Annotated in this window: 9 protein-coding genes; 1 reads left to right on the top strand and 8 read right to left on the bottom strand. The window is 38.0% G+C overall.

Features of this window, described 5'->3' with window-relative positions; genetic code table 11:
• Positions 1-4: 4 nt before the first annotated feature.
• The 8 genes from AO058_RS14855 to AO058_RS14820 all read right to left on the bottom strand — a co-directional run bounded on the left by AO058_RS14855 (position 5) and on the right by AO058_RS14820 (position 12,654).
• The gene (locus tag AO058_RS14855) at positions 5-412 is read right to left on the bottom strand and encodes a four helix bundle protein (protein WP_075327256.1); all 408 of its coding nucleotides are present in this window, start codon (positions 410-412) and stop codon (positions 5-7) included.
• Between the two features lie 31 nt (positions 413-443).
• On the bottom strand, positions 444-1,634 hold the full coding sequence (locus AO058_RS14850) for an acetyl-CoA C-acyltransferase (protein ID WP_075327255.1): 1,191 nt from the start codon (positions 1,632-1,634) through the stop codon (positions 444-446).
• A 64-nt stretch (positions 1,635-1,698) separates the two neighbouring features.
• Positions 1,699-4,107, bottom strand: a complete 2,409-nt coding sequence (locus AO058_RS14845; protein WP_075327254.1) for a 3-hydroxyacyl-CoA dehydrogenase/enoyl-CoA hydratase family protein — start codon at positions 4,105-4,107, stop codon at positions 1,699-1,701.
• Positions 4,108-4,176: 69 nt separating this feature from the next.
• On the bottom strand, positions 4,177-4,629 hold the full coding sequence (locus tag AO058_RS14840) for a MarR family winged helix-turn-helix transcriptional regulator (protein ID WP_075327253.1): 453 nt from the start codon (positions 4,627-4,629) through the stop codon (positions 4,177-4,179).
• A gap of 162 nt (positions 4,630-4,791) precedes the next feature.
• Positions 4,792-6,573 carry an AMP-dependent synthetase/ligase gene (locus AO058_RS14835; protein WP_075327252.1) on the bottom strand — a complete coding sequence of 594 codons (1,782 nt, stop codon included), beginning with the start codon at positions 6,571-6,573 and terminating at the stop codon, positions 4,792-4,794.
• A 241-nt stretch (positions 6,574-6,814) separates the two neighbouring features.
• Positions 6,815-10,501 carry a phosphoribosylformylglycinamidine synthase gene (purL, locus tag AO058_RS14830; RefSeq protein ID WP_075327251.1) on the bottom strand — a complete coding sequence of 1,229 codons (3,687 nt, stop codon included), beginning with the start codon at positions 10,499-10,501 and terminating at the stop codon, positions 6,815-6,817.
• Between the two features lie 289 nt (positions 10,502-10,790).
• Positions 10,791-11,360, bottom strand: coding sequence for a lamin tail domain-containing protein (locus AO058_RS14825; RefSeq protein ID WP_075327250.1), 570 nt, complete (start codon positions 11,358-11,360; stop codon positions 10,791-10,793).
• Positions 11,361-11,436: 76 nt separating this feature from the next.
• Positions 11,437-12,654, bottom strand: a complete 1,218-nt coding sequence (locus tag AO058_RS14820) for an RsmB/NOP family class I SAM-dependent RNA methyltransferase (protein ID WP_075327249.1) — start codon at positions 12,652-12,654, stop codon at positions 11,437-11,439.
• Positions 12,655-12,923: 269 nt separating this feature from the next.
• Between AO058_RS14820 and AO058_RS14815 the strand changes: the two genes are divergently transcribed.
• On the top strand, positions 12,924-13,991 hold the full coding sequence (locus AO058_RS14815) for a WD40/YVTN/BNR-like repeat-containing protein (RefSeq protein WP_075327248.1): 1,068 nt from the start codon (positions 12,924-12,926) through the stop codon (positions 13,989-13,991).
• Positions 13,992-14,043: the final 52 nt, after the last annotated feature.

The following is a 14,043-nucleotide window of genomic DNA, read 5'->3' as shown; positions in this document are numbered from 1 at the left end:
GCTATTATTTTGAATTTTGAATTATAAATTTTAAATGCTCTAGCTTTTTATAATTCAGTGTTGTTAATATTTTTTGAGCTGTAATAATGATTTTAGTTATAATGTTTATTATATGTGTGATTTCATTTAAATGATTTGAAACTTCAATTTTTGTTATTTCTGAATCTTCTAAAAGTCGCAGCCAGTACTTAGTTTCTCTCGCTTCCTTGGAAGCGATTGACATTTTACTTATAAAATCTCGCTTTGATTGTGCCGCAGTTGCTTCTTCTACATTCGCACCAATACTTGTTGCAGATTTTAATAATTGCCTGGAAATTATAAACTCTCTTTCGTCTTGAAGTTTTTTGAAAAGCGAGATAATATCAAGAGAAAACTTAAAGGTTTTGTCTACTATGATGTTCTCACTTTTCAATCTTATTCATTTAAAATTCAACATACATCATTTAAAATACTTCATAAACCCCAGCAGCTCCCTGTCCGGTTCCAACACACATGGTAACCATGGCGTATTTATCTTTAAGGTTGCGTTTACGCATTTCATCAAAGATTTGCACCGAAAGTTTTGCTCCTGTACAGCCAAGTGGGTGTCCCATAGAGATTGCGCCTCCATTTGGATTTACAGTTTCAGGATTTAAACCAAGTTCCCTGATTACCGCTAAAGATTGTGACGCGAAAGCTTCATTTAATTCTATAAGCTGCATATCATTCTGCTTTAATCCAGCTTGTTTTAAAGCTTTTGGAATAGCATGAACCGGCCCAATTCCCATAATTCGAGGATCTACACCAACAGGCGAATAACTCACCATCCTTGCAATTGGTTCAAGATTAAATTCTTTCACCATTTCTTCACTCATCACCATTACAAAAGCGGCGCCATCACTCATTTGTGATGAGTTCCCTGCTGTTACACTTCCGCCTTCAGCAAAAACTGGTCTTAGTTTACCTAAAACTTGTTTAGAGGTATCGGCACGCGGACCTTCATCTTTATTTACCGTATAGGTTTTGGTTTGCTTCTTACCGTCTTTCCCTACAAAAGTTTCTTCAACATCTATAGGCACAATCTGGTCCTGAAAACGATTTTCTTCCTGAGCTTTCAATGCCTTTTGATGTGAATTAAAAGCAAATTCATCCTGGTCTTCGCGGGAAACTTTATACTTCTCGGCTACGGCTTCTGCAGTAAGACCCATTCCCCAGTAATAATCTTCGTTGCCTTCCTTAGCGGCTTTGTAATTAGGAACTGGTTTGTAACCGCCCATTGGGATATAGCTCATACTTTCAGCTCCACCGGCGATAATACAATCGGCCATTCCACTTTGGATTTTAGCCGAAGCAATCGCGATAGTTTCGAGTCCTGAAGCACAATAACGGTTAACCGTCATTCCGGGAACCTTATCGGTGTCTAAACTCATTAAAGAGATTAAACGTCCAACGTTAAGGCCTTGCTCTGCTTCGGGCATCGCATTCCCAACAATTACATCATCGATCCTGGTTTTATCAAAATCGGATAATTGCTTCATCATATATTCTATGGTTTCGGCAGCCAGATCATCTGGACGCTTAAACCTGAACACGCCCCGGGGAGCTTTCCCCACGGCTGTTCTGTATGCTTTTACTATGTATGCTGTTTTGTTCATTATTCTAAATTTTGAATTTTAAATTTCGAATGATTATTCATTCAAAATTCAACATTTATAATTCTTAATTTCTTAGTGGTTTCCCTTTCTTCAACATATGCTGAAGTCTTTCCAGGGTTTTGCGTTCTCCTGTTAGGGAAAGGAAAGCTTCTCTTTCCAGGTCTAACAAATATTGTTCGCTTACCATTTGTGGTTCAGAGAGATCACCACCGGCCATTACATAAGCCAGTTTGTTAGCGATTTTTTTATCGTGGTCACTGATATATTTCCCCGCGTTCATCTGGTCGGTTCCAACTAAGAAAGCACCCAATGCCTGTTTTCCAAGGACTTTTATATCGGTACGGTGAATTGGTTTTGTATAACCATTTTCAGCCATTAATAAAGCGTGTTTCTTCGCGATAGTAAGCTGACGTTCCTGATTTACCACTACGATATCTTTTCCTTTCTGAAGGATATTCAAATCAAAAGCTTCGTGGGCTGAAGTAGAGACTTTTGCCATTCCTATAGTTAGGAAATGCTCTCTTAAGCGGTTCAGTTCTACATCATCTTTTTCAAAAGTATCTGCGGCACGAACGGTCATTTCTTTAGAACCACCTCCGCCGGGAATTACCCCAACGCCAAATTCAACCAAACCAATATAAGTTTCGGCTGCTGCCACAACTTTATCGGCGTGTAGTGAAAGCTCACATCCACCACCAAGTGTCATTGAATGGGGTGCGGCGACTGTTGGAATAGAGGAGTAGCGCATACGCATCATGGTATCCTGGAAATATTTAATCGCCATATTAAGCTCTTCATATTCCTGTTCTACAGCCATCATAAAGATCATCCCAATGTTGGCGCCAACAGAAAAGTTCTTCCCGTTATTTGCAACTACTAATCCTTGATAATCTTTTTCGGCCATATCTATGGCTTTGTTGATGCCGTCTAAAACATCACCACCAATGGCGTTCATTTTACTTCGGAATTCCACATTCAGGATTCCATCGCCAAGATCTTCAACTACAACACCGCTGTTGCTAAAGACTTCTTTTGATTCGCGAATATTTTCTAAAATGATAAACGCATCCTGACCAGGAATTTTCGTGTAATCCTTTTTCTGAATATCGTAATAATAGGTATTACCTTCTTTTACAGTGTAAAAAGAATCTTTCCCATTTTCCAACATCTCATTCACCCAGGCCGCCGGTTCTTTACCTTCGGCTTTCATCATCTCAACACCTTTCTTTACACCAAGGGCATCCCACATTTGAAATGGGCCGTGCTCCCAACCAAATCCGGCTTTCACACCATCATCAATTTTATAAAGTTCGTCTGAAATTTCTGGAATTCGGTTAGAAACATAAGCGAATAATGCTGCAAAGTTCTTACGGTAAAATTCACCGGCTTTTCCTTTATCACCAACTAAAACTTCATAGCGGTCTTCCAGGTTATCAATAGTTTTGGTTTGTGCCAGTACATCGAATTTCGCACTTTTTCTATCGCGATATTCCATTTTTTCTAAGTCTAAAGACTTGATTTCACTGGAGCCATCTTCTTTCTTTACTTTTTTATAGAAACCGGTATTATTGGTTTTGCTCCCCAACCATTCGTTATCCATCATCGTCTGGATAAAATCTGGTAAAGCAAAAAGATCGTTCGCTTCATCGTTTGGAACACCTTTATGAAGCCCGTTGGCTACGTGTACCAAAGTATCTAAACCAACTACATCTACCGTACGGAAAGTCGCCGATTTTTGACGGCCAATTACCGGCCCGGTAAGTTTGTCTACTTCCTCTATGGTCATATCCATATCTTTAACCATATGGAAAAGACTCATAATGCTGAAAATACCAATTCGGTTACCAATAAACGCCGGAGTGTCTTTAGCTAATACCGATTTCTTACCGAGGAATTTTTCGCCATATTCGTTAAGAAACTCAAGAACTTCCGGTTTCGTGTCTGGTCCCGGGATAATTTCGAATAACTTCAGGTAACGCGGTGGGTTAAAAAAGTGCGTTCCGCAGAAATGCTGCTGAAAGTCTTCGCTTCTTCCTTCATTCATTTGCTGAATAGGAATTCCCGACGTATTAGAAGTAATTAGCGTACCTTTTTTCCGATGTTTTTCCAATTTTTCAAACACCTGTTGTTTAATATCCAGGCGTTCTACTACTACCTCAATAATCCAATCTACTTCAGAAACCTTAGAAATATCATCTTCCATATTTCCGGTTTCTATGCGATTGGCAAAATCTTTATGATAAATAGGAGAGGGCTTGGATTTTAAAGAAGCTTGCAAAGATTCATTTACCAGGCGGTCTCTAACTTCCTTATCTTCTAAAGTGAGTCCTTTTTTCTTCTCTTTCTCATTGAGTTCCCGCGGGACGATATCCAGCAAGAGAACTTCTACGCCAATATTGGCGAAGTGGCAGGCAATACCGCTTCCCATAATTCCGGAACCGATTACCGCTACTTTATTAATTCTTCTCTTCATAATTTTTATCTGGTTTTACTATAAGGTTTTCGATTATTAACTTAATTGTACAGGTTTGTGAACCGAGGTCTATTCAATTTTAATTTCTTCTTTGTAAATTTTCTTTTCAGAAATTAGGTTTAAAATTGTATTAGCGACCTCTGTAAAGGTTTTTAGATCTTCTTCTGAAACATTTTCCTTTACGGCTTCATCAAAGCGTAGAACCACTTTTTTGGAATATTCCCGCATTTCCCGGCCAAAATCGGTTAAATAGATAAGGACGCTGCGACCATCTTTTGGGTTTTTTTTACGCAGAATTAATCCTTTATCTTCCATAGTTTTAAGGATTCGGGATAAGCTGGTCGCCTCCATTCCCATTTTAGGGCCAAGCGAGGTAGAAGGAGTTCCGTTTTCGGGGTCTATGCTTAAAAGTGCAAAACCGGTAGACATTGTGCTGCCGGCCTTACCGGCTTCTTCATTATACATTTTTGATACCGCCATCCAGGTGGCACGTAAAACATAATCTATGGTCTTTTCCTTCATTTTTGAATGTTGATTCTCAAAGTTAAGAAAAATATATTATGCACGCATAATAAAATAGAATAAATAATCAGGACATTCTATTATTTGAGCAAGTTTATGAGAAATGCATAAAAAAACCCTTCGAAAAGAAGGGTTTTAACTTAAGTTATAAATAATTGGTAATTATGAAGTTCTATATATCTTCTCGTATAATTTCATATAACGGTCTTTAATATTTCTACGTTTTAATTTCATGGTAGGAGTAAGGTGGCCTTCTTCAATTCCCCAAACTTCCGGGGTAAGTTCAACAACTTTTACGCGTTCCCATTTCCCAAATTTCTCGTTATAAAAATCTACTTCTTCCTGGATACGGTTTTTAACCTGATCGTTTTCAGCAATAGCCTTTTCAGAGCCATCTCCAATATCAATATTTTTACGTTTGGCCCATTCCTCAACAAACTCGAAATTTGGCTGAATAAGTGCTGCCGGCATTTTTTCGCCATCACCAATCACCATTATTTGTTCGATAAAACGAGATTGTTTCATCGTGTTTTCAATAATTTGTGGCGCTACATATTTTCCTCCAGATGTTTTAAACATTTCTTTTTTACGATCGGTAATTTTTAGGAAACCATCTTTATCCAGCTCTCCAATATCACCGGTATGGAAAAAGTTATCGCCATTTAATACTTCTTTTGTTTTTTCTGGCTCTTTATAATAACCAAGCATCACGTTTGGTCCTTTCGCAAGAATTTCACCGTCTTCGGCAATTTTCACCGTTACATTATCTATAGGTTTTCCTACCGTTCCAATTCTGAAACCTTTATTTCTTTGATCGTTTACTGCAATTACCGGGGAAGTTTCGGTTAATCCATAACCTTCCATCACCGGAATATCGGCGGCGGCAAAAACACGGGCCAGGCGTGGTTGAAGCGCTGCAGATCCAGAAACTATCAATTCAATATTTCCGCCTAAACCTTCTTTCCATTTAGAGAAAATTAGTTTTCTGGCCAGTTTAAGGCGGGTTTCATACCACCATCCGTTTTGTCCGTATGGCTCATATTCTAAACCAAGCTCAACAGCCCAGAAAAATAATTTTTGCTTAACACCACCAACAGTAGAACCTTTGGCAATAATTTTATCGTAGACTTTTTCTAAAAGTCTCGGAACCGCCGTTATTACGTGTGGTTTTACTTCCTTGAGGTTATCGCTAATTTTTTCTATAGATTCTGCAAAATGAATTGATACTGAATAATATTGATATAAATAAAGTATCATTCTTTCAAAAACGTGGCAAACCGGTAAGAAACTAAGCGCAACATAAGTTCCTCTTTCAAAAGGAACACGCTTAGAGCTATCCATTACATTACTCACCAGGTTATTGTGGGAAAGCATAACTCCTTTTGGCCTCCCGGTAGTTCCAGATGTATATATTAAAGTTGCAAGATCATCTGGCTTAACCGCGTTCTTTAATTGTTCAACCTCGTCCTGGTTGCTTTTATCGTCTCCCAGCTCTAATACTTCAGTCCAGTTTTTAGAACCTTCTATTTCATCAAAAGTATAAACCTCTTTAAGTTTGGTATCGTGTTTAATGGAATTTAGTTTATCCAGTACTTCTTTATCTGATACAAAGCAAAAAACGGCCTCACTGTGATCTAATACATATTGATAATCATCTTCAGAAATTGTAGGATAAATAGGTACAGTTTGCGCGCCTGTTTGCAAAACCCCAATATCCATTACATTCCATTCTGTACGGTTACTCGTAGAAATTATAGCAATTTTATCGTTTGGTTTTATACCCAATCGCAATAATCCACGGCTTATTGCATTTGCCTTATCAATATATTCCTGGGTGGAAAGTGCTTTCCATTCTCCATTATATTTTGTGACTAACGACTTATCTAAAGCGTGTTTTTCCAGTTGAAAATAAGGAAAGTCAAAAAGTCTTGTTGGTTTATCCATTTGGGTGTAGCATTATTATATACTTTGCAAAATAGCAAATTTGTAGCCTATTTCAAATTGAAATATTAAAATAAACAGAGATATATTACTAAGAATATAAATTCTTTAAAGAATATAGCTATTCTATTTATAACAGATTAATACCTAAAGGGCTATTTATTAAATTGATAATCATTGAATTAAAATAGAAACGCCCAACAATAAAAATATCATTGGGCGTTTAAATAATGCTGAAGAAAATTTATTTTTTATCTAACCATTTTCTGGCATTCACAAAGGCTTCAAGCCACGGGCTTACTTTATCGTCTTTCCTGTCTTTTGGGTAATAGGCCCAATTCCAGGGAAAGGTAGAGCGTTCTAAGTGCGGCATCATAACTAAATGTCTTCCGGTATCGTCGGTAAGTATAGCTGTATTGTGGTTAGAACCATTTGGATTGGCTGGATATTTATCATAACCATAATCTCCTACAATGTTATAATGTTCCTTTTTATAGGGAAAGCTGAATTTACCTTCCCCGTGAGCAGCCCAAATACCGAGTTTACTTCCGGAAAGTGTGGATAGCATCACCGATTTGTTTTCCATAATTTCTACGGAAGTAAAATTACATTCAAATTTATGCGATGCATTATGAAGCATTTTTGGTTTCTTTTCGTGGTCTGGATTTATTAATCCTAACTCAATAAAAAGCTGGCAACCGTTACATACTCCAAGCGATAAGGTATCTTCTCTTTTAAAGAAATTATCTAAAGCATTTTTAGCTTTTTCGTTATATAAGAAAGCCCCTGCCCAGCCTTTTGCACTTCCCAAAACATCTGAATTTGAGAATCCTCCTACGGCTGCTATAAATTGAATATCTTCCAGGGTTTCCCTGCCCGAGATTAAATCGGTCATATGTACATCTTTAACCTCAAAACCGGCAAGATGCATTGCGCGGGCCATTTCACGTTCAGAATTAGAACCTTTTTCACGAATAATCGCAGCTTTAATAGCTTTGGTAGGCTTCTCCAATAAATCAGATTGAAATGGAAGCTCACCGGTAAAACCATAAGGAAATTTAAATTCTAATGGTTGATTCTTATAATTATTGAAACGCTCTGTAGCCTTATCTACACCGCTTTGTTTCTGGTCTAAAAGGAAAGAAGTTTTATACCAAACATCCCGCATCTCAGGAATATTAAAACTCAGGTTTTCTGCACCGTTTTTAATTTTTAACTCGTTTCCTTCCGTTACTTTTCCAATTTTAAAGAATTCAACATTATTATCAGTAAGTACTTGTTCAGCGGTTTCATCTTTTGCCTGGAAAACTATTCCGCAGTTTTCATTAAATAATAATTTTACGCTGTCTTTTTCATTCAAGCCGGTAAGGTCTAAATCTGCGCCAAGATTAGTATCGGCAAAACACATTTCAAGAAGCGTAGTGATTAATCCCCCAGAAGCAACATCGTGCCCGGCCAGGATTAAATCCTGCTTAATTAATGCCTGAATATTATAAAAAGCATCAGCGAATCTTATATGATCTTTTATAGTTGGAACTTCTGTCCCGACTTTATTTAGAATTTGCGCAAAAGAAGATCCGCCAAGCTTAAAATTATCCTGCGATAAATTAATGTAATAAATATCACCTCCCCCGAGGCTTCGTGGCTGCAAAACCGGCTCAACTACTTTAGTAATATCGTCACAATGCCCGGCAGCTGAAATGATAACAGTTCCCGGCGAAAGTACTTCACCGTCTTTATAGCGCTGCTTCATAGAAAGTGAATCTTTTCCAGTAGGAACATTTATTCCCAGGGAAATCGCAAAATCTGAAACGGCACGCACTGCTTCATAGAGCCTGGCATCTTCGCCTTCGTTATTACAGGGCCACATCCAGTTTGCCGAAAGCGAAACCGATTTTAAACCTTTCTCTAGCGGAGCCCAAATAATATTTGAAAGCGCTTCCCCAATAGAGTTTTTAGAACCCGCCACGGGATCTACCAAAGCCGAAACAGGCGAGTGACCAATAGAAGTGGCCACGCCTTCTTTCCCATTATAATCCAGCGCCATTACCCCGCAATTGTTTAGCGGAAGTTGCAATGGCCCGGCAGTTTGCTGTTTTGCAACGCGGCCGGTTACACAACGGTCTACCTTGTTGGTTAACCAGTCTTTACAAGCAACAGCTTCTAATTGAAGTACCTGGCTTAAATAATCTTTTATATCTGCTGAAGAATATTCTAAATCCTCGTAAATACGTTTTACCGAAGTATCGGTCATTATGGTTTTTGGAGAGCTGCCAAACATATCTGAAAGTGCCAGGTCCATAGGCTTTTTACCCGATTTTGAACCTTCAAAAGTAAATCTATGATCGCCGGTAACATCACCAACCTGGTAAATAGGAGAGCGCTCACGTTCTGAAACCCTGCGAAGAATTTCATAATTTTTACCGCCAATAACCAGTCCCATTCGCTCCTGCGATTCGTTTCCTATAATTTCTTTAGCTGAAAGAGTTGGGTCGCCAACCGGTAATTTATCTAAATCTATTTTTCCACCGGTTTCTTCTACCAGTTCGCTAAGGCAGTTTAAATGTCCTCCTGCACCGTGATCGTGAATGGAAACTATAGGGTTTTCTTCGCTTTCTACCATTCCGCGCACTGCGTTAGAAGCTCGTTTTTGCATTTCGGGATTGGCTCTTTGTATAGCGTTTAATTCTATTCCGCTACCTAATTCCCCGGTATCGGCAGATGAAACGGCGGCACCGCCCATTCCAATTCGGTAATTTTCACCACCAAGAATTACTATTTTATCTCCTTTTTTAGGAATATCTTTTTGTGCCTGGCTGGCTTTCCCGTAACCAATTCCGCCAGCAAGCATAATTACTTTATCGTAGCCTAATTTTCTATTGTGCTCAGTATGTTCAAAAGTAAGTACCGATCCTGAAATTAAAGGTTGTCCAAATTTATTTCCAAAATCTGAAGCTCCGTTAGATGCTTTTATTAAAATATCCATTGGAGTTTGGTACAACCAATCGCGTTCTTTCATTCCATTTTCCCATTTCCGGTCTTTATCCAGCCTGGAATAGGAAGTCATATAAACCGCGGTTCCGGCTAAAGGCAAAGAACCTTTTCCGCCCGCAAGCCTGTCACGAATTTCGCCACCGCTTCCGGTTGCCGCACCATTAAATGGTTCTACCGTGGTGGGGAAATTATGAGTTTCGGCTTTTATGGAAATTACCGAATCAAAATCTTTATTTTCATAATATTCTGGAACATCAGGACGTTTTGGTGCAAACTGCTGTACTCGCGGACCGTTTATAAAAGCAACATTATCTTTATAAGCCGAAACAATTTCGTTAGGATTTTCTTCAGAAGTTTTTCTAATCATTTTAAACAGCGAGCTTGGCTTTTCCTCTCCATCTATCACAAAAGTACCATTGAAAATTTTGTGGCGACAATGCTCAGAATTCACCTGGGAGAATCCAAAAACTTCAGAATCTGTGAGTTTTCGGCCTAATTTATCGGCTAAGCCCTGTAAATAAGCAACCTCTTCTACATTAAGTGCGAGACCTTCCTGCTGGTTATAAGCTGCAATATCATCAATTTCAATAATAGGTTCAGGATTAATATGAATATCAAAAATATCCTGGTCTAAACCTTCGTATTTTTGAGAGAGCATGGGATCAAAATCGTGAAAATTCTTATCTATTCGCAAGAATTCTTCAATTCTAATAATGCCATTTATTCCCATATTTTGGGTGATCTCTACCGCGTTGGTACTCCAGGGTGTGATCATTGCGGCACGGGGACCAACAAAAAAATCTGCCAGAGCAGATTTATTAATTTGTTGTGTATTCCCAAAAAGCCAGTTTAATTTAGTAATGTCTTGCGCCGTAAGATTAGTATGCGTTTCTACCGCAAAAACCTTGGTGGATTGGTCTCCAAAGAAAAGGATCATTCTATGTTGTTTTGTGTTGTTCGCGAAAAGACAAATTTAGGTTTTTTAAAGGAAATATTTTAGGAACTTAGTGCAGAAAATATTGTGGAGGTTTTGCCACGAATTCACGAACCGATTTTTAGTTTTAAGGATTACTCTTTTAAAAGTACTGGCATTGTGAAGGAGTCTTTTTAGACGACTGCGGCAATCTGTACTTTTTCAAATAAGTTCCTTTTAAAATAGGCGGGTTACTAAACTAAAAGATTGCCCGCTCGTCCTGCGTTCGCAATAGCATAACTCCTTTCGTAGTTTAATAACTACCCAAATCTTCAACATTATCCATTTCCAGAAATTCCCAGTCATTGGGATTGTATTCAAGAGAAGGTTCTCTTATGGATTTTTTTCTTCTTAAAGTTTGATCTTTGGCAAAATCTTCATCGCTATCAAGATTTCCAATAACATCTATTAACTCCCCGTTTTTGAAAAGCCCTACAGGATCGTTACCGTTAAAATCTAAAGGTGCGCCGGCTTTTAATTGATTGGATCCTGAAATAATTTTAGAAATAGGAGCCGATTCATTTCCTATTACAAAAGTTTTTTCGTGTGCTAAGTTACCTGCAAGTAAAACTTCACCCATCCAATCGCCGGTTCCATTAGACTGTTTTTTAATGGAATAAATTTTAGTTTCCAGGTTAATATTTTCTCCGGTAAGATTTACAATTTCCAGCGCTTTATTATAAGAAGTACCTTCTACATATTCTGAAAAGAAGATTTCAGTAGAAAAATTATTTTCTTCCGGTTTTTTTTCAGGAATTGAGGTATCGTCTTCTGAACAGGAATAAAAAAGTATAAGAAGAAATAAAAAGTAGTAATTTTTCATCAAAAAAATCAATTTCAGGAAAAATAGCGGGATTTTACCTGAAATTGATTCATTCTAAAAATTTGGGGAGAAACCCTTAAGCCTTTTTTTCTAAAAGTGCCATGTAGAATCCGTCAAAACCGGTTTCAGAAGAAAGCAGGGTTTGATCTCTAAGCAATCTGAATTTTTTTCCTTCTTCAGTATTTTTTAGAAAATTTTCTACTTGCTTTTCATTTTCAGAAGGTAAAACCGAACAGGTTGCGTAAACCATTTTTCCTCCCGGTTTTACTATACGGGAATAGGTTTCAATTATTTCGGCCTGGGTTTTTATAAGATTGTCTATAAATTCAGGTTGCAATTTCCATTTAGCATCCGGATTTCGGCTTAACACTCCGAGGCCGCTACATGGGGAATCTATAAGCACACGATCTGCAGTTCCGTAAAGTTTCTTGATCACTTTTGTGCTGTCTATGGCACGTGGATCTATATTATGGGCACCTGCACGCTTGGCGCGGCGTTTAAGTTCTTTGAGTTTATTTCCGTAGATATCGGTAGCAATAATTTGGCCTTTGTTCTCCATTAAAGCAGCGAGGTGAAGTGTTTTACCACCGGCACCAGCGCAAGTATCTACCACGCGCATCCCGGGTTCTACCTCCAGAAATTCGGCTACTACTTGCGAAGAAGCATCCTGAACTTCAAAAAAGCCATCTTTAAAAGCCTGGGTTCTAAAAACGTTACCGCGTTCTTCCAGTTTTAAAGCGTCTTTATATCCTTTTATAGGTTCGGAAATAATTTCTTCGTTTTTAAGAACGCTGCGTAAATTATCTTTACTTGTTTTTAAGGTATTAGCTCGAAGAATAACGGGCGCCTGTTGATTTAGCGCTGCGATTTCTTTATCCCACACCTTTTCACCAAGTTCTTTTACTCCAAGCTCATCCATCCAATCTGGAATAGATTCGCGGTATTTTCTAATTTTACTTAAGCTATCAAATTTTCCTTTAATTCTTCGGGTAGGTGTGCCGGCAAATTGAGGCCAGTCTGGGAGCGCAATTCCGCGCAAGGTAGCCCACACGGTAAATAATCTAAATAAATTTTCACGATCATACGGCTCTTTAACTTCAGCAATTTCAGCATAAAGTCTTTTCCACCGAACAATATCGTAAACGGTTTCAGCAATAAAACTACGATCGCGAGATCCCCAGCGCTTATCGCGTTTCAGGGTTTGCTCTATAACCTTATCGGCATATTTATTATTGTTGAATATTTCATTTAAGGCGTCTATGGTGGCAAAAACCAAATTCCTGTGTAACCGCATAACTAAATTTTGAATTTGCAAAGGTAATTTTTTTAGTCGACAATTGTGGTTTAATTGCTTCAAGGCCTGGCTACATATTAAATAATAAGTTTTAGGGCGCTTTATAAGCTCACAATAGGCTGTTTTGCTGCAGAAAAAAATTATATTTGATTTGATAATTGAGATGAATTAGTATAAGTACTGTCTCGAGATCACCATATATTTTTGAGGAGAGCTTTTTAGGTTTGTGCCGAAGTAATTTTTTTAACCAGAACATTTAAATTCAACTTATGAACAGAATTCTATTGTTATGTCTTTTTATAATTTTTAGTGCCTGTAAAAATGAGAAACAAGCGGAAAAAGAAAACCGGGTACAACCTGAAATAGAATATACTTCAGTAACTATAGAACCTATTCTGGAAAATAATTCCTTGAGTATTAGAGCGATTGAGATAATTGGGAATAACCTGGCTTTCGCAGCAAATAATGCCACTTTTGGGATGTATAATTTTAATAATAAAAGCTGGCGAACCAATACTCAAAAATACGATACACTGGTGCCCGAATTTAGAGCAGTAGCTTCTACAAATAACGATTTTTTTATGTTGAGCGTTGGAAGTCCCGCTTTACTTTATAAAACCGGAGATTCTGGAGCGATGGAATTAGTTTATAAAGAAGAGCACGAAAAAGCTTTTTATGATGCCATGGCTTTTTGGAATAATGAGGAAGGAATTGCAATGGGTGACCCAACTGATAATTGTATTTCAATAATTATAACCCGCGACGGTGGTAAAACCTGGGAAAAGTTAAACTGCGATGTTTTGCCTGAAGTTATAGCAGGAGAAGCTGCTTTTGCAGCGAGTAATTCTAATATAGCTATTGAAGGAGATAATACCTGGATTTTAACCGGGGGAATGAAATCCCGAATTTATTTCTCGCCAGACAAAGGGAAAACCTGGGAAGTTTATAATACTCCTTTAATAGATGGGGAAGCCACAACCGGCGGATATAGTATGGATTTTTATGATGAAAACTTCGGAATTATTATCGGTGGAGATTATACCAAACCCAATGGAAATACCGGGAATAAAGCTATTACCAAAAATGGTGGCAAAACCTGGGAATTAATTGCAGAAGGGCAGGAGCCAGGCTACAAAAGTAGTGTGAGGTTTGTACCTAATGGTGGAGGAGAAAAAATAATAGCCACTGGATTTAGCGGAATTTCATATTCTAAAGACTCTGGTAAAACCTGGGAAGAAATTTCTAAAGAAGGTTTTTATACCTTAAGATTTAGAAACGACTCAGTGGCGTATGCTGCAGGAAAAGGTAGGATTGCGAAGCTCAATTTTACTCAATAATCGAGATTTAAATATTCTGGGCTCACCTCTAGGGGAAGAATAATCAATACTA

The organism is Salegentibacter sp. T436 (assembly GCF_001932675.1).
Classification (GTDB): Bacteria; Bacteroidota; Bacteroidia; order Flavobacteriales; family Flavobacteriaceae; genus Salegentibacter; species Salegentibacter agarivorans.
Note: the sequence above shows the minus strand (reverse complement) of the source record. Positions and strands in the feature narration are given on the sequence as shown.